General features: G+C 29.3%; 27 protein-coding genes. 8 read left to right on the top strand and 19 right to left on the bottom strand.

Annotated elements, in window-relative coordinates; genetic code table 11:
* Positions 1 to 40 precede the first annotated feature (40 nt).
* The 6 genes from D2A34_RS19060 to D2A34_RS19035 form a co-directional block, all read right to left on the bottom strand.
* Positions 41 to 1,396: a DUF6179 domain-containing protein gene (locus tag D2A34_RS19060; protein ID WP_119367630.1), complete on the bottom strand. Its 1,356-nt coding sequence runs from the start codon at positions 1,394 to 1,396 to the stop codon at positions 41 to 43.
* A 6-nt stretch (positions 1,397 to 1,402) separates the two neighbouring features.
* Entirely contained in the window at positions 1,403 to 1,870 is a 468-nt protein-coding gene (locus D2A34_RS19055; protein WP_119367629.1) for a DUF6323 family protein, read from the bottom strand.
* A gap of 344 nt (positions 1,871 to 2,214) precedes the next feature.
* On the bottom strand, positions 2,215 to 3,348 hold the full coding sequence (locus D2A34_RS19050; RefSeq protein WP_119367628.1) for a GGDEF domain-containing protein: 1,134 nt from the start codon (positions 3,346 to 3,348) through the stop codon (positions 2,215 to 2,217).
* Positions 3,349 to 3,740: 392 nt separating this feature from the next.
* Positions 3,741 to 5,414, bottom strand: coding sequence for an AAA family ATPase (locus D2A34_RS19045; RefSeq protein WP_119367819.1), 1,674 nt, complete (start codon positions 5,412 to 5,414; stop codon positions 3,741 to 3,743).
* A gap of 244 nt (positions 5,415 to 5,658) precedes the next feature.
* Complete coding sequence (locus D2A34_RS19040; RefSeq protein WP_243128376.1) at positions 5,659 to 5,916, bottom strand: hypothetical protein; 258 nt, start codon at positions 5,914 to 5,916, stop codon at positions 5,659 to 5,661.
* 215 nt (positions 5,917 to 6,131) lie between these two features.
* The gene (locus D2A34_RS19035) at positions 6,132 to 6,299 is read right to left on the bottom strand and encodes a hypothetical protein (RefSeq protein ID WP_243128375.1); all 168 of its coding nucleotides are present in this window, start codon (positions 6,297 to 6,299) and stop codon (positions 6,132 to 6,134) included.
* A 237-nt stretch (positions 6,300 to 6,536) separates the two neighbouring features.
* Between D2A34_RS19035 and D2A34_RS19030 the strand changes: the two genes are divergently transcribed.
* Together D2A34_RS19030 and D2A34_RS19025 are read left to right on the top strand one after the other, a co-directional pair.
* Positions 6,537 to 6,863 carry an ArsR/SmtB family transcription factor gene (locus D2A34_RS19030; protein ID WP_119367627.1) on the top strand — a complete coding sequence of 109 codons (327 nt, stop codon included), beginning with the start codon at positions 6,537 to 6,539 and terminating at the stop codon, positions 6,861 to 6,863.
* Positions 6,864 to 6,971: 108 nt separating this feature from the next.
* Entirely contained in the window at positions 6,972 to 7,772 is an 801-nt protein-coding gene (locus D2A34_RS19025; protein WP_119367626.1) for a nitroreductase family protein, read from the top strand.
* Between the two features lie 105 nt (positions 7,773 to 7,877).
* Here the strand turns inward: D2A34_RS19025 and D2A34_RS27495 are convergent, their stop codons facing one another.
* The 3 genes from D2A34_RS27495 to D2A34_RS19010 form a co-directional block, all read right to left on the bottom strand.
* Complete coding sequence (locus D2A34_RS27495) at positions 7,878 to 8,717, bottom strand: methyl-accepting chemotaxis protein (RefSeq protein ID WP_119367625.1); 840 nt, start codon at positions 8,715 to 8,717, stop codon at positions 7,878 to 7,880.
* A gap of 195 nt (positions 8,718 to 8,912) precedes the next feature.
* Complete coding sequence (locus D2A34_RS19015) at positions 8,913 to 9,548, bottom strand: LysE family translocator (RefSeq protein ID WP_119367624.1); 636 nt, start codon at positions 9,546 to 9,548, stop codon at positions 8,913 to 8,915.
* Positions 9,549 to 9,692: 144 nt separating this feature from the next.
* Positions 9,693 to 10,457 carry an EFR1 family ferrodoxin gene (locus D2A34_RS19010; RefSeq protein WP_119367623.1) on the bottom strand — a complete coding sequence of 255 codons (765 nt, stop codon included), beginning with the start codon at positions 10,455 to 10,457 and terminating at the stop codon, positions 9,693 to 9,695.
* 218 nt (positions 10,458 to 10,675) lie between these two features.
* Between D2A34_RS19010 and D2A34_RS19005 the strand changes: the two genes are divergently transcribed.
* Positions 10,676 to 11,239: a TetR/AcrR family transcriptional regulator gene (locus D2A34_RS19005; protein ID WP_119367622.1), complete on the top strand. Its 564-nt coding sequence runs from the start codon at positions 10,676 to 10,678 to the stop codon at positions 11,237 to 11,239.
* A gap of 385 nt (positions 11,240 to 11,624) precedes the next feature.
* Here D2A34_RS19005 and D2A34_RS18995 read toward each other — a convergent pair whose 3' ends face one another.
* Positions 11,625 to 12,734: an aldo/keto reductase gene (locus tag D2A34_RS18995; RefSeq protein ID WP_119367621.1), complete on the bottom strand. Its 1,110-nt coding sequence runs from the start codon at positions 12,732 to 12,734 to the stop codon at positions 11,625 to 11,627.
* 200 nt (positions 12,735 to 12,934) lie between these two features.
* Positions 12,935 to 13,789: a helix-turn-helix domain-containing protein gene (locus tag D2A34_RS18990; protein ID WP_119367620.1), complete on the bottom strand. Its 855-nt coding sequence runs from the start codon at positions 13,787 to 13,789 to the stop codon at positions 12,935 to 12,937.
* Positions 13,790 to 14,028: 239 nt separating this feature from the next.
* Here D2A34_RS18990 and D2A34_RS18985 point away from each other — a divergent pair, with 239 nt between their 5' ends.
* Positions 14,029 to 15,174 carry an epoxide hydrolase family protein gene (locus tag D2A34_RS18985; protein WP_119367619.1) on the top strand — a complete coding sequence of 382 codons (1,146 nt, stop codon included), beginning with the start codon at positions 14,029 to 14,031 and terminating at the stop codon, positions 15,172 to 15,174.
* Positions 15,175 to 15,377: 203 nt separating this feature from the next.
* Here the strand turns inward: D2A34_RS18985 and D2A34_RS18980 are convergent, their stop codons facing one another.
* The 4 genes from D2A34_RS18980 to D2A34_RS18965 all read right to left on the bottom strand — a co-directional run bounded on the left by D2A34_RS18980 (position 15,378) and on the right by D2A34_RS18965 (position 17,953).
* Positions 15,378 to 16,328, bottom strand: coding sequence for a bifunctional helix-turn-helix transcriptional regulator/GNAT family N-acetyltransferase (locus D2A34_RS18980; RefSeq protein ID WP_243128374.1), 951 nt, complete (start codon positions 16,326 to 16,328; stop codon positions 15,378 to 15,380).
* Between the two features lie 402 nt (positions 16,329 to 16,730).
* Complete coding sequence (locus tag D2A34_RS18975; RefSeq protein ID WP_119367617.1) at positions 16,731 to 16,946, bottom strand: helix-turn-helix domain-containing protein; 216 nt, start codon at positions 16,944 to 16,946, stop codon at positions 16,731 to 16,733.
* 10 nt (positions 16,947 to 16,956) lie between these two features.
* Positions 16,957 to 17,436 (bottom strand): DUF2975 domain-containing protein, encoded by a 480-nt coding sequence (locus D2A34_RS18970; RefSeq protein ID WP_119367616.1) that lies wholly within the window; start codon positions 17,434 to 17,436, stop codon positions 16,957 to 16,959.
* Between the two features lie 34 nt (positions 17,437 to 17,470).
* Entirely contained in the window at positions 17,471 to 17,953 is a 483-nt protein-coding gene (locus D2A34_RS18965) for a DUF2975 domain-containing protein (RefSeq protein ID WP_119367615.1), read from the bottom strand.
* Between the two features lie 231 nt (positions 17,954 to 18,184).
* On the opposite strand from D2A34_RS18965, the gene D2A34_RS18960 reads away from it, so the two are divergent.
* The gene (locus D2A34_RS18960) at positions 18,185 to 18,496 is read left to right on the top strand and encodes a hypothetical protein (RefSeq protein WP_119367614.1); all 312 of its coding nucleotides are present in this window, start codon (positions 18,185 to 18,187) and stop codon (positions 18,494 to 18,496) included.
* An 84-nt stretch (positions 18,497 to 18,580) separates the two neighbouring features.
* Positions 18,581 to 19,228 (top strand): lactate utilization protein, encoded by a 648-nt coding sequence (locus D2A34_RS18955; RefSeq protein ID WP_119367613.1) that lies wholly within the window; start codon positions 18,581 to 18,583, stop codon positions 19,226 to 19,228.
* A 51-nt stretch (positions 19,229 to 19,279) separates the two neighbouring features.
* Here the strand turns inward: D2A34_RS18955 and D2A34_RS27490 are convergent, their stop codons facing one another.
* From D2A34_RS27490 to D2A34_RS18940, 4 genes are all read right to left on the bottom strand, one after another.
* Positions 19,280 to 19,411, bottom strand: a complete 132-nt coding sequence (locus D2A34_RS27490; RefSeq protein ID WP_279221638.1) for a hypothetical protein — start codon at positions 19,409 to 19,411, stop codon at positions 19,280 to 19,282.
* 221 nt (positions 19,412 to 19,632) lie between these two features.
* Positions 19,633 to 20,331, bottom strand: a complete 699-nt coding sequence (locus tag D2A34_RS18950; protein ID WP_119367612.1) for an ABC transporter ATP-binding protein — start codon at positions 20,329 to 20,331, stop codon at positions 19,633 to 19,635.
* Complete coding sequence (locus D2A34_RS18945) at positions 20,324 to 21,508, bottom strand: ABC transporter permease (RefSeq protein WP_119367611.1); 1,185 nt, start codon at positions 21,506 to 21,508, stop codon at positions 20,324 to 20,326. The genes D2A34_RS18950 and D2A34_RS18945 overlap by 8 nt, the downstream gene beginning before the upstream one ends.
* 20 nt (positions 21,509 to 21,528) lie before the next feature.
* Positions 21,529 to 22,863 (bottom strand): efflux RND transporter periplasmic adaptor subunit, encoded by a 1,335-nt coding sequence (locus D2A34_RS18940; protein ID WP_119367610.1) that lies wholly within the window; start codon positions 22,861 to 22,863, stop codon positions 21,529 to 21,531.
* Positions 22,864 to 23,171: 308 nt separating this feature from the next.
* Between D2A34_RS18940 and D2A34_RS18935 the strand changes: the two genes are divergently transcribed.
* Complete coding sequence (locus D2A34_RS18935) at positions 23,172 to 23,987, top strand: alpha/beta fold hydrolase (protein WP_119367609.1); 816 nt, start codon at positions 23,172 to 23,174, stop codon at positions 23,985 to 23,987.
* Positions 23,988 to 24,009: 22 nt separating this feature from the next.
* A complete protein-coding gene (locus tag D2A34_RS18930; RefSeq protein WP_182629427.1) occupies positions 24,010 to 25,260 on the top strand; it encodes a sensor histidine kinase in 1,251 nt (416 codons plus the stop codon).
* Positions 25,261 to 25,531 lie beyond the last annotated feature (271 nt).

Below are 25,531 nucleotides of genomic sequence, written 5' to 3'. Positions count from 1 at the left end.
ACATAAAATAAGAGCCTACTTTTACATAGACTCTAAAAATTTAAATAACTCTTATTCTTTCTTTATACTCTCCAATGCTTTCCTGATCTTTTTCATCTAAACTTAGAATATAGTTCTTAAATTCATAATACCATTCTTCTATATATTCTCTGTCAAAGTTTGAATCTGATATATGCTTTGTAAGGAGAATAAGCTCTATCTTTGATAAGCTTTTAAATAGAGCTGTATACTCATCTTCAAATAAACATTCTGCATTTAACATATCTATCATATCTTCCAAACTCTTAATATTATTCTTTATTAATTTGATCTTATCTTGGATTAAAGTGCAATCCCTTATTTCTTCGCTTAGATTTTTAAATGCGGTATTGCTTAATTTTTTGCCATCTATATATTCTATAAATTTATCATCTTCATTTTTATTTAAAGATATAAATACTGTTTCTAATCTATTTACTTTAATACTTTCATATAACCAGTCTGTTAACTTAATTGCAGATTTTCTAACATAATCTATTAGTTCATTATTTTTAATACTTAGAATACTGCAACATTTATCTGCATCTTTTAATACTTCCTCTTGCAGCTTTTCTATTGATAAATTTTCTAATTTATTTTTTATAATCTCTCTATCAGCACTATTTATATTTAAACTGCTTAAGGATTTCCCACATATAATTAACCCCAGTGAATTTATGAGCACTAATTCAAATACATTTATCAAAAGCTCTTCACTTTTCTTATCATATCCTTTTAATAATTCATTGATTTCACTAATATTAAAATTACTGCAAAATTCATTTTCAAGACTTAAGATTTTTAAATAATTCCTTATATATTCAATCCCCTTGTAATTCATATTGTCCATATAAAGTTGATAATCTATTGAGCCTTCCCCTTCATGAGGTGCAAAAAAATACTCATATTCTTCAAAGAATAATGAAATCCCATGATCTATAGTATCATCATATGAGTAATTATTTATCTTAAGCTTATTCTCCATAATGTATTCCAAAAGCTTTTTACTTTCTTCTACTGTTACTTTTATTAAATCTCTACCAGTTTCCAGCATTTGAGACAAGCTTTCATTCTTTAGTTTTTCTATTATTAGTTCAAGTGTATTAAATGTTTTTAAATAAAATCCGAGTGTATAATCAATACCTTCCATCAAGTTTTCTGCTACTTCTACCATTACAGAACTACTTTCATCTTTTGTGTAATATTTCAATTGTGTTTTTAATATATCAAGCCTTTCATAAGATATCTTCTTTAAAATACCTTCATCTAGAAATTTTTTCTCATAGCAGGCTACTAAAACATCCTTAAAAAAATGGTCCTCACTAAAATTATTTTCTACAAAGTAGCTATATTTTTCAATGCTCTGCCTGTTCTCCATAATTCATCAATCCTTTTCACTATCAAGATTTATATAATCTTTAACACCATTTCTTATATTATCAGCAATTTTATACAGCACTTTTCCTTCTAAAAGCTCTAAAGATCCTTGGCAGTAGTTATCAAAATATTCCTTCATAATTTCTATGAGTTCCTCATCACCTATGAAGTCTAAAGTTTCATTTTTATAGTTATAAAAAATTTCTACTAATTCATTTATAGTTTCACTATAGTTCTGCTGGGATATATATGGTGAATCACGAAAAGCTATAATAAGTTTGTTTATTATCTGGCCATTGAATTCAATTCTTCCACTTTTCTCAAGAGCTATATTTCTTGTTTTAATAATTTCTTTTACATCTTCTTCATTTAACTTTAAGCTATAATCACGTGTAACCTCATTACACTCAATTATTTCATCAAATACCTGCTTTTCTAGTGAGTTATTTTCAAATAAATTAATAATTTCATTCAATTTTAAAACTTCCTTTCAAAAAAGTATTGACTTATATTTAAAAATATGTTATGATTAAATATATACATATGATTGTTTATTATAACATTGGCAGTTACTATTGTCAATGTATTTTGACGTTAAAAGAGTATCTTCAAAATTGAAGATACTCTTTCTTATATCTAAATTATTTACATTATTTCGATAAATCAACATCTTTTCATATGAATATATTTCTTACCCTGTCCACGACCCAAAATATTTATATTTATCATGACGTTTATCGTCTGGTGCCTTTTTTCCGATTTCCTTATCTTAAATTCCCTCTATAACTATGTCAATATTTTAATCTGTAGCTTTTGGGATTAATAAAACTCCACCTTTCTACTTTTCTTTTGCTCATACATCAATTGATCTGCACATTTCAAAATATCATGGATATTTTCATTAACATTACTATAACATGCCATTCCATAACTGAATTTAAATTCATATGGTTTCTCTTCAGTTTTATTATATGTCTCAATATTTTCATTTAAATTTCTAATATAATTCTCAACTATTTCTTGCCGCTCACCTTCTAATAAAATTAAAAACTCATCTCCACCTACACGTATCAATTTTTTTCTTCTTAGTGGGAAACTCTCAACTAATAGATTAGCAAACATTTTAAGTGCTTCATCCCCTTCGTTATGCCCGTATTGATCATTAATATTTTTAAAATCATCTATATCAATATTGATTATAAAAAGTTTATCAATCTTCTTAAAGGATACATTTTCAATATAATGCTCGTAGGATGAATAATTTTCCAATCCCGTCAACCTATCTCTATGTACCTGGTCATTTAATATAAAAATATAAATAATAACTATCATCATTGCAGTACCATTCCAAATGGTTAAATAACTAGAATATGCAAGCTGAATACCTGTAAATACTCCTGCTGCAATATAGAATAAATTAAATATACGAAGCTCCCACCAAGAAAACTTTTTACGCTGCTCATAAATAAAATATATATTATAGCCAAAGTAGAAGTAACTTACGCAAGGTAATATAAAAAATAAAGGTCCACGTTCATAAATATTCTCACTAGTTACATAAAAAAGTACGTTTATACTATAGCTTATAATTGCCATTATCCCATTTATGAATAATGGTAGTAGAAGAATTTTATTTAATTTAATTTTCTCTTTTTGATACCTATCTACCCATTCTTTACTGAATATATATCCTAAAAATGGGATAACAGGAGTCACTGTAAATCCAAGAACATTGACCATCTTTTGTACCACCATAAATTGCTTTAAATTTGGATTATTTAATATAACGCTTAAAATCTCTAGCATTATAGCAAATGCTGTTAATCCCATAATCCACATAAACAATCTATTAGTTATATTTTTTCTATTCATATTGAAATAAGTATGTCCAAATAAAATAAGCAATAAAATAAATAAAACTATATTAACTTGAACTGGTGATAAAAATGCCATGATATATTAACTCCATTTCTATTCAAATATAAGAGATATAGATAATAACATATAACTTAGAATTATGTGATAACTTATCTACTTAATAATCCTTTTATAATTCGAATTTTAAAAAATATCCCATTTTAACATTGGATAAACTTACCTTTACTACATTATACTACCACAACAATATTAATAAAGACAAGTTTCGATTTAATGTTATATTGTGAAATTTCAATAGATAATAATTATTAAAATATCATTGTGGACGAAGTCATTTGTTATTATTATGAATATCTTAAAAGCGGCAATAATTCAAATAGCAAAGAGCCAGACAAAAAACAATTTATAAAATTTCTTTTTGCCTAGCTCTTAAAAGACTTCTTTCAGGATCACAATTCTTATAACTCTTAACCCAATTTAATTATGCAATCCTTCTTATAAAATGAAATACCATATTTAATTATATTTTCATAGCCTTCCTGCCTAAGTTCATCATCATATTTATTCTTTTCTATTTGGGCTAAAGCTTCATCACACATTTTATAAATATCTTTTGGTTCTTTACATACCTTAAGTTCCATTATTACTGCTGGATCAAATATTGATGGAGATTTTATGTAAATATCGCTTCTACCATCTCCGGATTCTCTGTTTGATTTTACTATATGATCATGCATATTTGCCAGTACTCCAACAACAAAACCATGATAGAAATTCTCATAAGCATCATTAAAGCTTATAGTCTCTCTTAGAATCTTACTAAGTTCTTTTTGAAAAGTTTCACTGTCTTTATTAAGTATTGCAGTATACAAAATACTTAATTCTTTTGCCTTTACCCTTTCCTCAAACCACTTTAAGATTTTTGTTCTAAAAATATATTTTACTTCTCTATTAGGTATACTTAATTCTATATAGCGATTATCTTCTTCGTCCATTCTTTCACTAACTTTTTTAAAATATCCAGTAAAGAACATAAAATTCCACAAATTATCCATGGAATCATAAATTTCATCATATGTTATATCTTCATGAACCAGCTTTTCTATTGTTTTTCCTTCAATTAAAATTTCTATTTCCTGTTTGGTTTTAGTATCAGCCTTTTCTATAAGGCTATTAACTATACTGTTTGAGCTTGTATTTGCCCAATATGATGATGTAAATACATTTTTATCAACTACCAAATCCTTTACAAATCTAACTGCACTCCATGGATTATACACTTCAGCATTTCCAAAAATATATCCATTATACCATTCTTTTACTAGAGTTTCTTTTTCATTTAGCTCATAATCTCCAAGCATTTTATTTACTTCATTTTGAGTAAATCCAAAATATTCATCATAAGATTTATTTAATATCGAAATAATTTCCAAGTTATTTAAACCTGTAAATATGCTTTCTCTTGAAATCCTTAAGCAACCTGTTATTACTGAAAATTCTAACGAAGAGTTTGTTTTTAATGCTGATTCAAATAGTGATATTATAAAAGCAATCATTTTATCATAAAAACCTTCAAAAAATGCATTTTCAAGTGGCACATCATATTCATCTATAAGTATTATAACTTTCTTTTCATGATACTTTTCTAAACATTGTGATAAAAATTTTAGGGCTGTTACGTAAAGTGAATCTTCATCTTCTGCTTTCGTAATTCTTAAGTATTTTTCTTTTTCATCATTTAGCTTAGTGCCTTCCAAAACATAATCATGGCGTCTGAATTCATCTACAAGCTCGTCTTTAATACATTTTAATGCTAATTCAAAAGTTGGCTGTTTCGCAGACTTTAGGGATAAATTTATCACGGGATACTGCCCTATATGAGAAAGATACTTTTCTCCTGCCTTCATTATATTTAAACCTTCAAAAAGGTAAGAATTATCTTTTTCACCATTCTCAAAGAAATATTGAAGCATACTCATATTTAATGTTTTTCCAAATCTTCGTGGCCTTGTAAATAAATTTACTGCTGCTTTATTATCAATTAAATCTTTTATAAGCAATGTTTTATCCACAAAGTAATATCCTCTGGTTATTAACATTTCAAAATTATCTATCCCTATCGGTAATGGTTTAAAATTCACCTTATCACTTCCATTCCACATTTAATTATGGTTTTTTATAGTATAACCTCTTCATTTTAGTCACATGAAAATAAATGCCATCATAGCGGCCTATTATGATATTTTGCTGGCCCAGAATGATGGGAAATAGGCTGGCAGATGGACTTTTCACTTTTTTGATTGTGCTTTATATATTAATTATGCTCCTTTTTAAGTTCTTCAAGCTCCATCCAAATGAAGGCTTTATAGTTAAAAACCTTTTTCATTAAACAGATTTTAATTCAGAAATTTTGTGGTTTATTATAATTCGTACTTTTTTAACCTCGACTGCTTCCCATTCCATCAAAAATCCTATACAACCAATATTTTTACTTCCCCTAATTTTTGACAACAGCATCTTAACTACTTGTCTATTTGTCTGTTTTAAACGTTCTATTAAATTTTCTATACCAATTTTATTAACTCCCAAAATCAACGTAGTTAACTTGTTATAGTATTCATAACTAGGGCACTTATAGTCCATTTTCTAATACTTTTTTATCTTTAGAGCCTTTGATGGAGGCTTTTGTTCTGCCAAATCACTCAAATTATACCCAACTCTAAGCTTTCTACTCACTCTAAACACCTCTTTATTACATTATTATAAGAAAAAAGCTCCTATAAACTTAAATTTAGAGAAGCTTTCTAAGCATTTCAAATTTTATCTACTTTTTAAATGTATTTCTGTATCACTTGCTTCTAAAAAAATTTCCATATTAACTCCATTGCAGAACATCCATCAACATAGTTATCTGTCATTACCAAATAGGTTTCTGACATATCAATTATATATTCAGTAAAATCGTGAAAGTACCCTAGAATAGATCGTTTTAGAAATATAGAATTTGTATTATTAAATTCTTTCATTGCTCCTATTATACTTATTTATTTACTAAATTTCCATACATAATGCTCTAATTGAAGCATACTTTCATCATTCTTTAGTTTGCTTTAAATTTCCAGTTCATGGTGTTTAATTGATTATATAAGTATTTGTATTTTACTGCACCTAATTAACAGAAATTTAAAAATCTAAATATAAATATTGAATAAAAATCTTGACATGTGCATATGTGTGCATATATAATCTAATTGGTGATGCAAATGGATAATCAAAATAATTTATTAGTATGTGGTCGAAACCTTGAACAAAGTATCGATTTTGAATTTTACAAGACTCTTTTTGATCCTGTAAGAAGTGAAATTTTAAAGTTCCTTGCAATAAATGGAAAGAAAAACATCTCAGAAGTTGCACAGAATTTTACTCAAGATAGGTCTGTTATTTCAAGGCACCTGGAATTGATGAATCGATATGGAATTTTAAATAAAGAAAAGCAAAACAGAAGCACTTTTTATGAACTTAACAAAGAACACATACTTGAAAAATTTGAAACAACTACAAATAATTTAAAAGAACTTATACTAAAATAACATCGAATATGTTAGAAAAGGCAAAACTGCCTTTCTCTTTTAATATTAATGTGCATTGATGTGCATATATACATCGAAATATAAATAATTTTGAAAGGATTTGATAAAATGAATCTTATAACAGTAAACGAAGAAAAATGTATTAAATGTGAATTATGTATTAAAGAATGTCCATCAAATGTTTTAAGGATGGGGAAAGATGTGCCAGAAGAAATAGAAAATACAACTTGTATTGCTTGTGGACATTGTGTTGCAGTGTGTCCTAATGCTGCTATGGATAATATAAAATCACCTTTAAAGGATCAAATTGAATTAAAAAATTTCACTAAGTTAAATGAGCAGCAGGCAGAATACTTTTTAAGATCACGTCGCTCCATAAGAAATTACAAATCTGAGCCAGTGCCAAGAGAAAAATTAACAAAGTTAATTGATATTGCAAGACAAGCTCCTACTGGACGTAATAGTCAAGGTATATCATTTATAGTTGTTGAAAATAGAAATTTACTCGAACAAGCTATAGAAGTCTGTATTCAACTAATAGAAAGTTCTCCATTTAGACATTTAATAGAAAAAGCTGTTAAAGCCTATAGAGAAAATGGAGATGATTCAATTTTTCGTGGAGCTCCAAACTTAGTCATTGCAACATCAGATAAAAATTTCCAATACGGACGTGATAATGCTATTTCTTGTTTAACTTATCTTGAATTATATGCCCCTTCTCTAGGACTTGGATCATGTTGGGCTGGAATTTTTGAACATTGTATAGCTGTTGAAAACTCTCCGCTGCTTAAATTATTCAACATTCCAGAAGATAAAAAAGTTGTAGGAGCAGTTATGGTTGGATATCCTAAGTATAGCTATAAGAGATTAGTAAATAAAAATCCATTGGAAGTTAATTTTATAGAATAAATTTTTTAATTAATTTTAGCTATGCATACACTTTATAAATTGCACAGTAAAAAAATCGCAATTCAATTATGAATTGCGATTTTTTAATCGTATGCGCTATAACCACTACTTATTTATATTTTCGGATAATTTTAAAAGATTACTTGATACTTCACTTAATCTTTGATTTCCAGATGCAATTTGCTCTGCTTGTGCAGCTTGTGTTTCTCCTATAACAGAAAAACTATTTAAAACATTAACAATAGCATTAATATTATTTTTAATAGTAGCTAATGTTTCACTAATTTGCCCTGTTGACTCTTTACTATTAGCAGCGAGTTTTCTTATCTCACCTGCTACGACAGTAAATCCCTTTCCATGCTCACCAGCTCTAGCTGCTTCTATTGCTGCATTTAGCCCCAACAAATTTGTAGTATCAGCGATACTTTTTATATATGATATTATACCATCCATACTTGCAAGACTAAGTTGAGTTTCATTTATTAAACTATTAACATTTTGATTATTTGTAGCTAATTCTTGAGTAGATGCTGACAATTCCTGAGAAGATGCTGCTAATTCTTCTGAAAATGCTTGTAATTCATCTATCATTTCATTTAAATCATTTTCTTTTTGCAAAGAAACTGCATATGTAATTGTTCCAACTACATTATTTGTATTTGGATTAACTACAGGAACTCCGTAAGCTATAATTGGAAAGCCAAAAGCTTCCTTAGGATAATTTAACGAATGCTTACGTTTAGTTTTTATAGCATTATCTGAAACTCCATCTTTTACTATTGGCATCCCCTCTTTAATATTTAATTCAAAGGTTTCTGCCTGTTTAAAAAGTACAAATTTTTCCTTGTCTGTAATTGACATAGCTACATCTGATGTGAATACCGTTGGCAAAACGCTAAATCCTATCTTTAATGCCTCAAAAAATTCTTCATCACTTGTGTTCATTTTTCTATTCAACTCCATAACTTTATAATTATTTACTATTTCATAGTATTATAACATATTTTTTAAAATCGAATTATCATATCTAAAAAGAATATTCTTTATTTAACTTTTCGCTTATAATTTTATTTTTCCCACTCTATTGAATATAAATAAAAAAATTACTGGCGAAAATTCCATGCCAGTAATTTATTAATGTCAATTTTTTAATTTTGCTGTTAATAGATTTACACCTAATCCAATAAATATAGTTCCTGTAAATTTATTTACAAAACCATGCATTCCTTTTATATCATTTAATTTTCTTGATACAGATGATGAAAATATTGCTAGCATTATGCACCATATAGTTGCTACTATAATATAAGTAAATCCAAGTACTAAAAATGGAATTATTCCATATGAAGTATTCGGATCAATAAATTGAGGCAGAAATGCAAGGAAAAATAAGGCTACCTTTGGATTAAGAACATCAATCATAGCTCCTTGAAGAAAAATTTGCCTAGTACTTTTCTTCTCATTCTTATTTTCATTTGCAAGTAAAGATGTTTTTGACATTAATGAACGGACACCTAAAAATACTAGATATACTGCCCCTAAATACTTAACAATATTGAAAGCAATAGCTGACTTAGCTAATATGGCCGATAATCCAAGTGCAGCCATCACTGTATGAAATATACTCCCTGTAGATATTCCAAATGCTGACATCACTCCAACTTTCCTACCACTAGATATGCTGTTACCTAATACATATAAAGTATCAGAACCTGGGGTCACACTCAATATAATTGATGAGATTATAAAAAGACTATAATTTTCAATACCGAACATAATTTATCTCCTTCCTCCGAATACCAAATTTATTATTATCCAATTATACCACATTTTTCATAATACTTGTTTCCCCTCGACCAATATTTCAAAAATAACAGCATTTATTTCGTAACCAATCTCTATTTGATTATTTAGATTGGACTATTCTTTACTTTGATTGTTAGAATCAATGATTTCTTTTAATTTTATGTTTTTATTTATAAATCTAGTTTTGCTTTTCTCAGATTTTAAATGTATCGCATTTTGAGGACAATTATGAATACAAGCAAAACATGTTTCACATTTATGAGCAAACTCAGGTTTTTCATTAACTTTAATATTTTGAGCAGGACAAACTTTTTCACATACTCTGCAGCCTGTACAATTATCTTGAACAATAAACTTTTTATCGTAATTATCACTAAGTTTATCAGCTAAACGACGACCATATTTAGATAAAAGGTCTGATGGAATCCCTCTTCTTATGAGCCTATTTTCCCTGTTTGCAATATCATTTATTATATTCTCAAGTTTTTCTTCAATTATTTTTGAATCCTTTTTTCTTATTTCATTCTCCATCTTAAAATTTGGAAGAAAATTATCTACCATAAGTATTTCATTGGTATAATTAAACGTAATTCCTACTTCACTACCAACCCTTTCTATATGACGCAGTGATGAAAATGATAAACCACCATAAGTCATAATTGCAAAGAAATATTTAGCTTTAAATTGTGATTTTCTTATGAAATTAGCAACTAGTCTAGCCATTCCTGAACCATGGCATGGGAATACAAATCCTATTGCTTCATCTTCAAACTCGTATTTACCTTCCTTTATCATCCGAGGAATTGAATATAGCTCTCCCCCAATTCTTTTCGCAACATATAAGCTGTTTCCTGTAGCCGTAAAATAAAATATTTTCATTCTCATTTCTCCTTTAATTCTAATATATCGTTTTAATATAAGTTCGTATGCAATTTATAATTAAATTCAATATCTGTTGTTTTCTCAACATTTGTTGGATATACTGAGTCTATCAAGATTACTTATTTAATTCAATCGTTAATATACCCATATTTGTTGGTTATTCAACAAATAATATATTATTGTTCAATAAACTAATATTTCTAAGGAGAATTTTTATGGATAGACGTGTTGAAAAATCTAAAAAGGCTATTACAGATGCTTTAATAAAGCTGATGGCAGAAAAAGATTTTGAAAAAATTACTATTAACGAAATTGCAGACCTTGCAAATGTTAACCGAGGTACTGTTTATTTTCATTTTTCAGACAAATATGATCTATTGAATTATTGCATAGAAACTCATCTAAATGAATTGGTAGAAAGCTGCCATTCAGGCGAAGACATTGATAATTTTTCTTCAAAAGATTCTTTACTTCGCACATTTGAGTATTTAGAGCAGAACGCTTTTTTCTATTCTAATATGTTAAACAACAAAAGTATTCCGACTTTTAGAGATCATCTAATGTCTTTAGCACTAAAAAGCATCGATGATACAATTGATATGACTGGGAATAACAGTACTATGAACAAAGAGGTACTTGTACAATTTGTTGCTTCGGCGGCTGTTGGTCTAATGGAATGGTGGATAACTAATTCAATGCCTTATCCTGCTGAAGAAATGGTGAATCAAATGTTGTTGTTATTTGAACGTGTTCAGATTTTTGATCGGCCGTTGTATTAATTAAAAAACTCAAACATTTGTTATGTAAATAAATGTTTGAGTTTAAATTGGAATGTTTTTAACTAGGCTTTTAAAGAATATACACCGCTATAAATGACTGAGCATGTCATAGCTGAAATTACCTTTATATTAAGATTATCTTTAGTACTTAAAGTATCCCCCTTCAAAAAAATGCTTATTTAACCGGAAAGCTAGATTAATTCTCAAATCTAATTTTTTATTATCATTGAAAAATTAAAATTATTATTCTTAATACACAAAGTAAAGAGCCAAGCAAAAGCAACCTTTAAAATTGCTTTTTGCCTGACTCTTATTTTTCACATACTCTTCTTAAATTATAGCTTATATAATCTGCTTTATTTATAGTTTCATCTAAGTAAAAGATTTATTCAAAGGCAGCAGCCACATCATTTAAGGATTTTGTAATTTCAATATGCTGTGGACAATGCTTTTCACATTGCTTACATCCTATACAATCAGAAGCTTTTCCATTATCTAGAGCTAAATTATTATAGTAAACTTGTACGATTCCATTACCAAATTGTTTTTTGTTATTGTATAGAGAGAAATATTTTGGTATTGGAATATTCTTTGGACATCCATCTACACAATATTGGCATGCAGTACATGGAACTGCAATGCTGCTATTAATAATATCTGTAGCCTTTTTTATAATCTCTTTTTCCTCGTTATTTAAAGGCACAAAATTTTGCATGTAGCCGGTATTATCAAGGAGCTGATCCATATTTGACATTCCACTTAATACCATCATTATTCCTTCATGACTTGCTACAAATCTTATTGCCCATGATGGTATAGACATATCATTATTATATTCTTTAAATAATTTTTCTGCGCCTTCTGGGACGTTTGCAAGAGTTCCTCCTTTAATTGGTTCCATAACAACAACTTGCTTATTATGTTTTCTTGCAACTTCATAACATTTTCTAGATTGTATACTTTCACTTTCCCAATCAATATAATTAATTTGTAATTGAACAAAATCCACTTCTGGATGAGCAGTTAAAATTTCATCTAATAAATCTGCATTGTCATGATAAGAAAAGCCCATATTTTTTACTTTTCCTTCTTCTTTCTTTTTTTGAACAAATGCAAAACTATCAAATTTTTGAGCTGTTCTATAATTCGGCACATTTAAGTTGTGAAGAAGATAGTAGTCAAAATAATCAACTCCACATTTTTCTAATTGCTCATCAAAGATTCTTTCTTGGTCTCCTTCTTTTTTCAAAAACATAGTTGGAAGCTTTGATGCTATTGTAAAGCTGTCTCTATTATGACGTTTTACTAAAGACTCTCTTAAGGCAATTTCACTCTTAAATGCATGATACATATAAGCAGTATCAAAATAAGTAAAGCCTCTTTCCAAAAAAGTATCTACCATTTTATTTAATGTCTCAAAATCAATACTTTCTTGGTTCTCTTGATCTTTTAATGGAAGACGCATAAATCCAAATCCCAATTTTTTCTTTTCCATTTCTTTGTTTCCTCCTTAAGCCTTTTAGAACTAACAAATCAGACAACAATTTTCATGTCTTATTCATCAAGTGAATAAATATTTAGTCAATTCCTATTCCAAAATAAATTCTACTCCTTAGAGCAAACTCTAAGTCAAGCTTTTTCTGTTCTATCCTATTTTTTCCATTTATATTATTACTTAAAACAACATTATAAATTTTATTGGCACTTCGCAAACTGCCGTGAAGTATTCCGAAATTCTGTAGGAGTCATACCTCTTTTAGATGTAAATTGTTTTATAAAATACGTATCATATTCAAAACCTGTAGCACGTGCAACTTCATTTAAGCTCATATCTGTATGAGTTAAAAGACTCTCTGCAACTTTTAAACGGTATGCTAATAAGTAAGCCATTGCTGTGCATCCACATAAATCCTGAAAACTTTTATTCAGTGATACTCGATTCAAATGAGCACATCTTGTTAAATCTTCTAATCTTATTTTATCTGAATAATTTATATGTATATATTCTAAAGCTAAATTAACAGGTGATTTTTCGCTGCTGTGATTCAGCTCTTCAAGCATCCCTAGTATTTGTATTAAGTACTTTTTTATTCTGCACACCCAAAGTGAATCACTCTGTGCATATACTTCTGTTCCCATCACAAAGAACCATTCATATAATTTGAGATAGACTTTATCATCTGCAGCATATACTCCAGTATTAATATTATCTTTCTTAAAAAGCGCAAGTCCTATATCTATTTTTAGATTAGTTGATAAATAACCCTTAGTTTCAGAAAAATGAGCCGTATTAAAAAAGTCTGGATGAAAACAAAATGACTGCGTAGCTACATCGTGTTTTTCAATAACTTGTATTTTATCATCCATAGATAAACAAAGAATACTTGGCGCAACAATTTTTACTGGACGGTCATTCAATAGTATATTAATACTTCCGCTCGTAATAAAAGTTATAGTTAAACGCTCCTCATAAGGGAGATTTATAAAATCTTCATTTGCAACAAATTCAATATATACATTTCTATTCTTATAGCGATCCATTTGCGGCATAAATATTTTCCTCCATTAAACACATTCTAATAAATAACGTAAACTTGTTATTTTTTGATTGTGGATTAACAAATAGTATAGTTAAAAGCTTCATTTATAACATTGTATCATAATTTCATAATGCTAAACTAATATTAATAAATGAATGAAAGCTATGCAAAATAACTTATACTGTAAATTATTGTGTAAAACTTATAAGTAAAATTATTGTGCATGACTTATATGAAAGGAGAATTTTTATGTCTATTGAACGCTTTCACATTCAAGTTTCTGATGAAGTACTTGATGACTTAAAATACAGACTGGAGCATATCCGCTGGCCTGATCAGTTAGAAGGCACAGATTGGCAGCGAGGTACTGAAATAAATTATTTAAAATTTCTTATTTCCTATTGGAAAGAAAAATATGATTGGCGGGCACAAGAAAGAGAATTAAACCGTTTTTCTCAGTTTCACTGTGATATAGATGGGATAGATATTCACTTTGTGCACGAGAAAGGTAAAGGTCCTAATTCTATCCCAATTATCCTTACTCATGGATGGCCTGACAGTTATCTTCGCTACAAAAAGCTTATCCCTCTCCTTACTGATCCCGAAAGTTATGGTGGAAGTCCTGAAGATTCTTTTGATGTAATTGTGCCTTCACTACCTGGGTTTGGTTTCTCAAGTAAACCAAAACATAGTGGCATGAACAATTATCGTATTTCTGAGCTTTGGGCAAAACTGATGACTGAAAAACTTGGCTATAGTAAATTCGCTGCTGCAGGCGGGGACATTGGTTCAGGAGTTACAAGATATATGGCATCAAATCATCCTGAACTTCTAATTGGAATACATTTAACTGATATCGGTATAATTAGAGATCTCATGACTTCACAGGATAAAGCAGGACTTTCAGAAGAAGAACTGAAATACAAGAAAACTGCTTCTGAATGGATTTCAAATGAGGGCGGTTATATGTCTATTCAATCGACAAAACCTCAGACTCTTGCATACGGACTTTCTGACTCACCTGTAGGTGTAGCTGCTTGGATTATTGAAAAATTTCGTGAATGGAGTGATTGCGGCGGCGACCTAAGTAAAAGCTACAGCAAGGATGAACTTCTCACTAATATAATGATTTATTGGGTTACAAATACTATAGGCTCATCAGCTCATATATATTATGAAAACATGCATTCATTGCCTCCAATAGGACATATAGATGTACAAACAGGTATCGCGCTCTTCCCTGCTGATGTACTATTACCACCAAAAGAATGGGCCATGCGCAATTTAAATGTTACCCGTTTTACTACAATGCCTAAAGGTGGGCATTTTACTGCCATGGAAGACCCTGAACCTTTGGCTGAAGAAATTCGTGAATTCTTTAGAGCTTATAGATAAAAGACAAAAGGTAATATTATATATAGCAATTAAAGAAGATTAATTAATTGTAACAAGTTTAATTATAAGAATTCAAACATAAAAATCACAAAGGTTTTTACTACAACTTTTACATTAATTAAAGTATGCTAACTAAATAACTTAGCATACTTTTTTATACTTATACTTTAATTGATTAAAAATCAAAATTTTCTTGTTTCTTACTACAGCTCCATTTCAAACTCAAGTTCAGTCAAATCTTCGCGCCATGAATTATTTGCTGTTTCTAATTTCTTTATAAATCCAACTCGCTTATACATACTAATTGCTTTATCTAAATCACTTGTTGTATCCAGATAAACACTCCTATAGTTTTTCGCTTTTGCAAAATCCAGTGATTCCTGCAATAGCTTCTTACCAAGACCAATTTTACGATAATGTGGATTAATTAAAAACCATCGAAGTTGTGCACGTTCTCCATGACCTACGATACCAATGCAGCCTATTATGTTCCCATTGTGTTCAGCACACCATAAACTATCATTGTCTTGATTGTAATTAAGTAAAAACTTCTGAAAGGATTCAGCTACATATCCTTCAAAAGCAGAGGAATACCCATATTCCTCTCCATAAATCCATCCATGCATATATGTAATATACCCTATATCTCCAGGACGTACATCTGTACGAATAGTGATATCCTCTAATTTAATATTTGCACCATCCGTTAAGATGGTTTCTATTGATGTCATATTTTGAACTAAACAATTTTTATCAATTTCTGTTAATGGCTTTATTATTTGAACAATTTGTTCATCTGAACTATTATTTAATTCATCCATTTTTTCTTTTCCCTCTGCGGTAAGGTATAAATATTGTGCCCGAGCGTCTTTAGCGGATTTTTCTTTTATCAATAAACCCATTTTATAAAACTTTTTTAATATTCTACTTAAATATCCTGCGTCCATACATAAAATATCTACCAGCATTCTTGATGTGCATTTCTCATTTTTTTCAATTTCATGTAAAACTCGTACTTCCGATAATGATAAATCACTTTCTAAAAGGTGCTGATCTAACAAACCTAATATATTTGTATAATAACGATTGAAACTCCTAATAATACTAACTCTGTCTTTAAGTTTTTTATTCATTTTAAGTATTCCTCCTACCATTTATAAGGAAATCCGACTTACATTCGTTCGCTGGATACTCACAGAGTAAGCGAACATCATTAAATCATAGATTCGAGATGTCTGCTTAACTAATTCACACCAAATCAAAGGTTTGGCTTCGCTTCTTAAAGAAATTATAATAATTTTAGTTGCTTTTGTCAACTAAATTACTTGCTTTTGTCAATTAATTTAACATTTAAAATTAATTACTAAATTATATAAATTAATATTTATATATAAATTTAGGAGAATATATTTCCTATCTTGATTAAATCTACAGTGAATGTTGTAATTCTGTGTACGTTCTTAGTATTATGAAAAACCAAGAAGGGATAGCTTAATGGCTATCCCTTAAATTCTATGCTGACTTCAGTTAGTTTATAAATTTGTTTTCTGTTTCTACTAAGAGTCTTCGTCGCTTTTGTACTCCAAAATATCGCCTGGCTGACAATCCAAAGTCTTACATATCGCTTCTAAGGTTGAAAAACGAACCGCTTTTGCTTTCCCATTTTTCAGAATAGAAAGATTCGCCATAGTAATTCCGACCTTCTCCGAAAGCTCCGTTACGCTCATTTTTCGTTTTGCTAACATTACATCTATATTAATAATAATTGCCATATCCCCCACCTCAGACCGTCAAATCATTTTCTGATTTTATGTTAATCGCTTCTTGTAAAAGCCTCTCTAGGACAGCAGAAAAAACAGCGATAATCATTGAAGCAAAAGGAATGACCATTCCGATAAATATGAGACCAGGCGCATCATCTTTATCTGCCACTAAATAGAATAACGGCAAGCCCAGCACATGTAAACTACAGATTAAAATGGCACAATATTTGATTTTCTTTAAAGCTATTACCGATAATTCCGAGAAGGCTTTATTCTTGTCAATATAACTTAAAAGTTCAAAAGCTTGATACAGAGCAAAGTAAAAAGGTATCGCAGCTCCATATAAAATTATGTAAATAATATATTTTAAGGAATTAACCTTTAAAAAATTTGATACCTCAAAAGCCAGCTTAGGCACCAAAAATATACATAATGCAAGAATTAGGATTCCTATAAAAATAACAGCTAGCTTTAAGAAGTGTGTCGTAACTTGTTTCATAAAAAGACCTCCCTAATTGTATTTTATCAAATCGTTAATAATTTTCTAGTTTTGTATCTAGAAGATTTTTTAATAGTTTTTGGAGCACATCCACAATAACTGTAATGGTACTTGTTACTAAAATCCCTATTAGACTTAATGCTATAGGACCTGCTGAGTCATCTCCTGTGACTTTAGCAATTACCATTAACGTTACTATCCCTAACACCATGAATAAAATGGTTGTTAAACCGCATTTCTTTATAACCTTCAAAGATTTAAGTGATAACTCTGAGAAAGCATTATTTCTCTCGGTATATATTAATAGTTTAAATACTTGATACAATGCAACAGAAAACGCAATACAGCATCCATACGCATATCCTAAAAATGGATATAGCCAGTAGTCTCCTGGATGTGCTTTTGCATCATTAATGGCTATCACAGGTAACCAAAAGATACTCAGAGCAAATACAGCAATTCCAATCAAAAAAATAATTACTTTTAAGAAAGTGATTGAACCATGTTTAACATTCATTTAAAACACCTCACTAATTTAATGACAAAATGATTTTAACATATATTTTATTGTTTTACAATAAATTTATATCGCTTTTTATTATATTATTATTGTTATTATTATATTCTTTTAATATTAATATTAAGGTTAAGTGAAAGACGAGATGCCACTTTGTAAAACGAAAAGCTATGTTTATAATCCGAATCTTAATTTTTGTAATCGGAGAATCCACCCCTATTTTAGAATTATATGAATAGTTTAATAACAATCTTAACAATTAAAAGAACCACAATTCCATTTTTAAATTGCCTATTAGGAAAACTAGCACCAGCTATCTTATCTGCAGGTATCGCATTTTCAATTCTTAGTATATCATCTGCGCTTAAATTTACATCTATGGCTTTTAGTGAATCCTTAAGTGTAGATCTCCTTGAAACGCCAACTAAAGTTATGATGTCATCACCTTTAATTTACTTAAAAGAACAATTTTATTATAACTTTTTTAAAGTATCATTTTTATACTATGTTACAAAAATGTGCATACTTATATATAGTGGTTAATTATGCTATAAATATATCATAATAATATCCATTATTATACTGCAAAGAATTATATAAAACATATTCACGAGGAGGCTTTTTAAAATGGCAAGACAAGCTTTTTTACAAAAACGCTATGATAAATTGGGTGCAAAAGTAGTTGAATCTTTAAAAAAGCATCATTTTGATGCATATTATTGTGAGACTAAAGATGAAGCGCTTCAACAGATTTTAGAGTTAATTCCTGAAAATCACGTGGTATCTTGGGGTGGTTCTGAAACCTTAAACGATATTGGCATTAAAGAACTTGTAAAGGAAAAAGGCTATGAAATTATAGATAGGGATTCTGCAGCTAATCCTGAAGAACGAACAGAACTGATGAGAAAAGCACTTTTATGCGATACTTTCTTAACAAGTAGTAATGCTATAAGTGAGGATGGTCAGCTATTTAATATTGATGGAAATGGAAATCGTGTTGCTGCTATGATTTTTGGACCAAAAAGTGTTGTAGTTGTAGCTGGAATGAATAAAATTGTAAAAAATCACGCTGATGCAGTGCAAAGAGCTAGAACTATTGCTGCACCACAGAATACGCTGCGTTTCCAAGATTTGAAAACTCCATGTTATATAACTGGGAGCTGTGGAGACTGCTTAAGTACAGATTGTATTTGTGCATATCTTGTAACAACAAGAATAAGCCGTCCAGCAAACAAAATAAAGGTAGTACTAATTGGAGACGAACTTGGCTTTTAGAATACTTAAGTAGCCATTCCTTTTATGACTTCAGAATTATAGATATCCCAACTAAGAGTTTGATTTATACTTTGAAATACTTTCCATACCAGAAAGAGAAGGTACTCTTTTTCGTAGTGTTGCTATTTTGAAAATAACTGTAGGTATTTCTTCAGTAAAAGTTGTTCCAGTACTGCTTGTCATTAGCTTGCCTAAGGAGCAAGCAGGACTGGTGCAACTTTTGCTGGTAGAAATCCACAGTTACTTTTTTCTAGCAACCGAGAAACAGAGTACCTTCTCTTTCGGTTGGTTATATGCATAAGTCTAAGCTATAGTTGGTTTATCTATAAAATCAGCAATTGATAAGTAAATTAATTATAAAAAGGAGAACCTAGGCCATTTTTATGAATTATTAAGTTATTAAATTAATAATGTGCCTTAAGAATATCAGAGAGTATTTTACCATCAGATATTTCTATTACTCTATCTGTTCTTTCTGCTATTCTTTTATCATGTGTTATAATGATGAATGTAGTCTTAAATCTTTCGTTTATATCTCTCATAATCTCATATATAGTTTCAGTAGACTTAGAATCTAAGTTTCCTGTAGGCTCATCGGCTAATATTATTTTTGGATTGTTTATTAATGCCCTAGCTATAGCCGTTCTTTGCTGCTGCCCACCTGACATATTTGTTGCCAAATTATCTTTCACCTTAGATAAACCAACTAATTCCATAAGTTCTAGTGCTCTTTCTCTAATTTCTTTTGGTGGATTTACATTTTTAATCATGTATGGAATTAAAACATTCTCCAGCGCTGTAAAATCAGGTAATAGATAATGAAATTGAAATATAAATCCTATCTTTTCATTTCTTACTTCTGCTAGTTCATCACTTTTTAAAAAATCTGTTCTTATTCCATCAATATAAACTTCTCCATTTGTAGGTTTATCTAATGTTCCCATTATATTCAACAAGGTGCTTTTTCCAGAGCCTGATTCTCCAATAATTGAATTAAATGAACTCTCTTTAAAAGATACATTAACATCAAAGAGTACTTGAGTTTTCATTACTTTTCCATATATCTTATCTATATTTCTCAATTCAATTACATTACTATCCATTTTTAATCACCTCTATTGGATTTAGCTTAGCAGATTTCTTGGCTGGTATTAATGCAGCAACTGATGAAGCAGCTATTGCTAAAAATGCCGATAGAATCAAAAAATTAGGATTAAGATATAATGTAACGATTGGAGTACCATCTGAATTTACTGCAAATTTAGTAAACATTACAGTAAGTGAAACTCCAAAACCGACTCCTAAAATTGCTCCTAGTATTCCAAGTAAAAGTCCTTGAAATAAAAATATACGGCTTGCAGGGCCATTTTTTATTCCCATAGCTTTTAGAATTCCTATTTCTTTTGATTTTTGTATTACAGTGATTGCAAGTATTGATGCAATGGCAAGAACCACTGAAACTATAACAAAAAATTGTATCATATAACTTGAAGTACTCTGCCCGCTTAATCCGCTTAATAATTGTTTATTTTGCTGCTGCCAATTCTCAACTTTAACATCTTTATTATCCAAATTGTACTCTATATTATGACTTATATTATCTGCTTTAAATATTGAATCACCCTGGATTTGTGCTTCTATTGAAGTTATCTTATTATCAAAACCAAAGACATCTTGAACTGTTTTTAAATCTGTTATAATCCAAGATCTATTTATGCTGCTTACCCCTAAATCATAAAATCCATTTATAATAAATTCTTCTGTTTTTCCGTTAGGAGTAGTTATTTTGATCGTGTCTCCAGGCTTCTTTTTTAAGTCTTCATTTAGTTCTCTGCCAATTAATACTTTTTTTCTTAATCCATCGACCTCTCTTTGGAATATCCAATTCCCTTCATATATTCTACTTCTTATATTATAAATTTTATCACTTTCTTCTAAGTTGAAACCTCTCATAACTATAGGGTAACTTTTTTTATCATTCTTTATAAACGCTGGACCTTGTATACTTGGTGAAACATTTTTTACTCTGCTATCACTTTCTCTTATTTGTATTATTTTTTTCTCAAAATCTTCTATGGTACTATCATCTGTGGTTGAAGAAACTGTGATTTGCGGAGAATTATTTATTGTCTTATCGATTAAACTCTTTTGCAATCCATCAATTAGTGTACCTATAAAAACTTGAACTGACACTCCAATAGCGATTCCCAAAATAATAAAAAATGTCTGCAATTTGTTACTCATTAAAAACCTTACTGCAATTTTAAAAGGAAATCTCATAGTTTCTACCCTTTCTATGTTTATTTAGGATTTGATGAAGTTTTAGCTGAAGATCCTTGTATAACTAAATCTCCTTCTTTTAGATTCTCAGGTGGATTTAAGACATATTTTTCATTTTCATCTATTCCATTTGTAACTTCTGCATAGTATTCACTTTCTATACCTATATTGATGTATTTCCTTGTCACTATATTGTTAGGATCTACAGCAAATATGAATTTTTGTCCCTTTTCTTTATCCTCTTTTATACCATCAAATCTGACTGCAAGAGAATCTTTCTTTTCATTAAATATCAATTCTACATCTGCTTCATATCCACTTTTTATATCATCTCCTGGATTATCGATTGTAACAGTAACCTTTACTTTAGAATCTTGATTATCTGTGGAAGAATTTGTTTCAGCTTCTGCAAACTGTCCTATTTCTATAACTGTGCCACTATATGAATTTTCAGAACCTTTTATTTTGACATTTGCCTTTTGACCTATTTTAGCTTTCAATGCATCATATTGTTTTAAATTTACCACTACCTTGTATTTTGATACATCATCTACTATTATTTGATCTCCACTACTTGGATATTGATTTTCCTTAGCATCTACTTTGATAACCTTTCCATCTATATTTGAAGTAACTGTACAATCTTTAATTTTTTGCTTATAATTTTCCATATCTTTTTTGATTAATTCAATTTGATTCTTTTGATTAGCTATTTTGGTTTCACTGTTACTATTTGTCGCTTTTAATGAAGTTTCTGCATTTTCTAATGCATCTTCTGCACTCTTTACAGCAGTATATGAATCTTCCATATTCTTTTTTGAATCTTCATATTCATTTTTGCTTATGGCCCCGCTATTAAATAACTCCTCATTTTGTTTGAATTTCTTATTCGCATCATCATATTTTCTTTTAGCATTTTCCAAACTATAATTTGCCTGAGCTACAGAATTTTCTGAAGCACTTTTATCAGCTTCCACTCCTCCATTAAGCATTTGATTTAATGTTAACTCAGCGTTCTTTAAATTAATTTGTTGTTTTTCTAGCTCATTTTCCTCATCAGAACTATCAAATACAACCAAAACATCATCCTTTTTTACAGCTTGTCCCTCAGTTACCTGAACCTTTATTATTTTCTTCTTGTTATCTAATAAGATATTACTTCTGTAATTTGCTTCTATATTACCAGTAGCTATGGTGTTTTCAATGATTGTCTCTTTTACTGCATTTTCTATAGTTACTTCTTTTGCTTTAACCTTACTGTTTTTTATTCCATAACTTATACCAATTCCAGCTAGAAGAATTATAGAAACTGCGCCTATTAATATTTTCTTGTTTAAAAATACGTTCTTATCCACGCCCTCGTTACCTCATTTCACTATAAATTATTTATAAAACAGTTTATTAATAATTATTATTATATAATAAATTATATATTTATTCAATCTAATCATATTTCTTGTTTGCTTTCAGTAAGTATCATGTGACTTTCCTTTTGATTCTATGATTATGGCTTTAAATTAAATATCATAATGTAAATCTCCAAAAGTATGGTTATTTATATGATAGTAGAACTAAATATGTGAAATATTTGGAAAATTGTGCTATAATTAAGTATAAGTTAACAAATTATCGACTTATAATGCTTTACGGGGGGGAATTCCAAATGAAAAATATTTTCTTAAGGAATAATGTTAATGTAATCGGAGAAGGGACAAAAACTATTGTTTTTGGTCATGGATTTGGCTGTGATCAAAATATATGGCAGTTTATGACACCTTATTTTCAAAAAGACCACCGCATGATCTTATTCGATTATGTTGGATCTGGTAAATCGGACCTTAAAGCATATAATATAGAGCGCTATAAAGATCTTCGTGGATATGCTCAGGATCTTCTTGAAGTCATTGAAGCTTCAAAGAGTGATTCCATTATTTTTATCGGACATTCTGTAAGTGCAATGATTGGTCTAATTGCATCCATTGAAAAACCTGAATTATTTGAGGCGGTGGTAATGATTGGTCCTTCACCTCGATATATTAACGAATTGCCTGATTATTATGGAGGCTTTAATGATAATGATATAAAAGAGTTGATTAATCTAATGGAAGTAAATTATGTTGGATGGGCAAGTTTGAATGCTGCTGCACTTATGAATAATCCAGATAGACCAATGTTAGCTCAACATTTAAAAAAAATTTTTACTCAAGAGGACCCAGTAATTATGAGAAATTTTGCAGAAGCAACCTTTTTCTCTGATCACAGAAAAGACTTACCCAATGCCACAGTACCTACTTTAATCGTTCAATGCGCGGAGGATAGTATAGTTCCAATAGAGGTTGCAAACTATTTAAATAGTAATATAAAGAATAGTAAGCTTGAAGTAATTGGTGCAAAAGGTCATTATCCCAACTTAAGTGAACCAAAAGAAACATCTCAGTTAATAATAGAGTATCTTTCTTCACTAAAGGTTATTAAATAAATGACAAAAAGGATGTGAGTTAATGCATTGTAATGTAGATAAAAGTCCTTGTGGATATCTTTTACTAACTACTCAAGGATATATAAAAGATGCAAATGAAGCATTTTGTAAAATGATAGATTATGATTGTAATGAATTATTGGATAAGCATATTGAATCTTTTTTACCCACCGCAAGTAAAATAATATTTCATTCACTCTTTCTTCTTCAACTTCAATTTGATATCAGCGTTGATGAAGTATATCTAACTTTTAAAACTAAAGATGAAACGACTATACCTATTTTATTAATGGGAAATAAAGAAACATACAATGGTGATGAATTTATTAATTGTTTTGTAATAAAAATGTTCAAACGTAATGACTCTGAAAAAGAACTTAGACATATAAAAATGGAGCTTGAAGATGCTTATAAAATTAAAAGTGCAGCCTTAGAAGAGTCACATAAAAAGTTATTACAGTTAGAAAAAGAAAAAAATGCATCCCTTGAAAAATCTCTGAAAATGAAAAATGAATTTTTATCAATTATTTCTCATGAATTTAAGACTCCCATTAATGTAATTACTTCTGCTATTCAGACCATGAATCTGATTTGCAGGGATGAGATATCAGAAAAGATGGAAAGATATATTAAGATGATAGATAAAAATACACTTAGACAATTAAGACTTGTTAATAATCTTCTAGATATTACTCGTGCTAATTCTGATTCTATAAAAGTACATAAGAAAAATATAGATATATTTTATCTTACAAAATCCATTGTAAACTCTGTTAATACGTATGCTTCGGGAAAGGATGTTTCAGTAACCTTTATATCTTCATTTAGTAAAAAAATAATAGGACTAGATGATGATAAATATGAGCGTATACTTTTGAATCTTATTTCTAATGCTATTAAATTTTCATATGAAAGCAAGTTAATTACTGTAAAAATGCGAACTGTAAAAAATAATATACGTATTGAAGTCATTGATAAAGGAATAGGCATTCCAGAAGATAAAATCCATTATATTTTTGGTAGATTTGGACAAGTTGATAGTTCTCTTTCACGATATGCAGAAGGTGCTGGAATTGGTCTATCACTTGTAAAAGAATTTGCCGAGGCCTTAGGTGGAAGTATATCAGTTAAAAGCAAACTCGGTAAAGGCAGTACCTTTACTCTAATGCTTCCTAATGAGAAGCTTATTGAGGATAATAATAAAACCACGGAACTGCTTGATAATCACCTTTTTAATTCAATTAATCTTGAGTTTTCTGATATCTACTTATAGATTCCTATTGACGCGCGATTATTACAGAATATATATCAATAAATTCTTATAAATTTCATAATAAAAAGCATGTATATAAATTAGGTTGCTTAGGCTTTTTTAAACTGTCCTTGACAAAGGATACATTTTATTTATCCTTATTTATACATGCTTTCATTAATATTTCTTCACCTTATAATCTTATATTATAAATGTACAATAACCTAAAACAAGAGCTTATATTTAACATACAGTAACTTTACCATAATATTTTAAAGTGCTATAATTAATG

This window comes from Clostridium chromiireducens (genome assembly GCF_003575225.1).
Classification (GTDB): Bacteria; Bacillota; Clostridia; order Clostridiales; family Clostridiaceae; genus Clostridium; species Clostridium chromiireducens.
The sequence above is the reverse complement of the archived record's forward strand: the minus strand, read 5'-3'. Positions and strand labels throughout refer to the sequence as shown.

Coding starts and splice junctions, on each gene's coding strand:
- D2A34_RS19060 (WP_119367630.1), bottom strand. CDS start 1,396: ATGGAGAACAGGCAGAGCATTGAAAAATATAGCTACTTTGTAGAAAAT.
- D2A34_RS19050 (WP_119367628.1), bottom strand. CDS start 3,348: ATGGCATTTTTATCACCAGTTCAAGTTAATATAGTTTTATTTATTTTA.
- D2A34_RS19040 (WP_243128376.1), bottom strand. CDS start 5,916: ATGGACTATAAGTGCCCTAGTTATGAATACTATAACAAGTTAACTACG.
- D2A34_RS19035 (WP_243128375.1), bottom strand. CDS start 6,299: ATGAAAGAATTTAATAATACAAATTCTATATTTCTAAAACGATCTATT.
- D2A34_RS19030 (WP_119367627.1), top strand. CDS start 6,537: ATGGATAATCAAAATAATTTATTAGTATGTGGTCGAAACCTTGAACAA.
- D2A34_RS19025 (WP_119367626.1), top strand. CDS start 6,972: ATGAATCTTATAACAGTAAACGAAGAAAAATGTATTAAATGTGAATTA.
- D2A34_RS27495 (WP_119367625.1), bottom strand. CDS start 8,717: ATGAACACAAGTGATGAAGAATTTTTTGAGGCATTAAAGATAGGATTT.
- D2A34_RS19015 (WP_119367624.1), bottom strand. CDS start 9,548: ATGTTCGGTATTGAAAATTATAGTCTTTTTATAATCTCATCAATTATA.
- D2A34_RS19010 (WP_119367623.1), bottom strand. CDS start 10,457: ATGAAAATATTTTATTTTACGGCTACAGGAAACAGCTTATATGTTGCG.
- D2A34_RS19005 (WP_119367622.1), top strand. CDS start 10,676: ATGGATAGACGTGTTGAAAAATCTAAAAAGGCTATTACAGATGCTTTA.
- D2A34_RS18995 (WP_119367621.1), bottom strand. CDS start 12,734: ATGGAAAAGAAAAAATTGGGATTTGGATTTATGCGTCTTCCATTAAAA.
- D2A34_RS18990 (WP_119367620.1), bottom strand. CDS start 13,789: ATGCCGCAAATGGATCGCTATAAGAATAGAAATGTATATATTGAATTT.
- D2A34_RS18985 (WP_119367619.1), top strand. CDS start 14,029: ATGTCTATTGAACGCTTTCACATTCAAGTTTCTGATGAAGTACTTGAT.
- D2A34_RS18980 (WP_243128374.1), bottom strand. CDS start 16,328: ATGGTAGGAGGAATACTTAAAATGAATAAAAAACTTAAAGACAGAGTT.
- D2A34_RS18975 (WP_119367617.1), bottom strand. CDS start 16,946: ATGGCAATTATTATTAATATAGATGTAATGTTAGCAAAACGAAAAATG.
- D2A34_RS18970 (WP_119367616.1), bottom strand. CDS start 17,436: ATGAAACAAGTTACGACACACTTCTTAAAGCTAGCTGTTATTTTTATA.
- D2A34_RS18965 (WP_119367615.1), bottom strand. CDS start 17,953: ATGAATGTTAAACATGGTTCAATCACTTTCTTAAAAGTAATTATTTTT.
- D2A34_RS18960 (WP_119367614.1), top strand. CDS start 18,185: ATGAATAGTTTAATAACAATCTTAACAATTAAAAGAACCACAATTCCA.
- D2A34_RS18955 (WP_119367613.1), top strand. CDS start 18,581: ATGGCAAGACAAGCTTTTTTACAAAAACGCTATGATAAATTGGGTGCA.
- D2A34_RS27490 (WP_279221638.1), bottom strand. CDS start 19,411: ATGACAAGCAGTACTGGAACAACTTTTACTGAAGAAATACCTACAGTT.
- D2A34_RS18950 (WP_119367612.1), bottom strand. CDS start 20,331: ATGGATAGTAATGTAATTGAATTGAGAAATATAGATAAGATATATGGA.
- D2A34_RS18945 (WP_119367611.1), bottom strand. CDS start 21,508: ATGAGATTTCCTTTTAAAATTGCAGTAAGGTTTTTAATGAGTAACAAA.
- D2A34_RS18935 (WP_119367609.1), top strand. CDS start 23,172: ATGAAAAATATTTTCTTAAGGAATAATGTTAATGTAATCGGAGAAGGG.
- D2A34_RS18930 (WP_182629427.1), top strand. CDS start 24,010: ATGCATTGTAATGTAGATAAAAGTCCTTGTGGATATCTTTTACTAACT.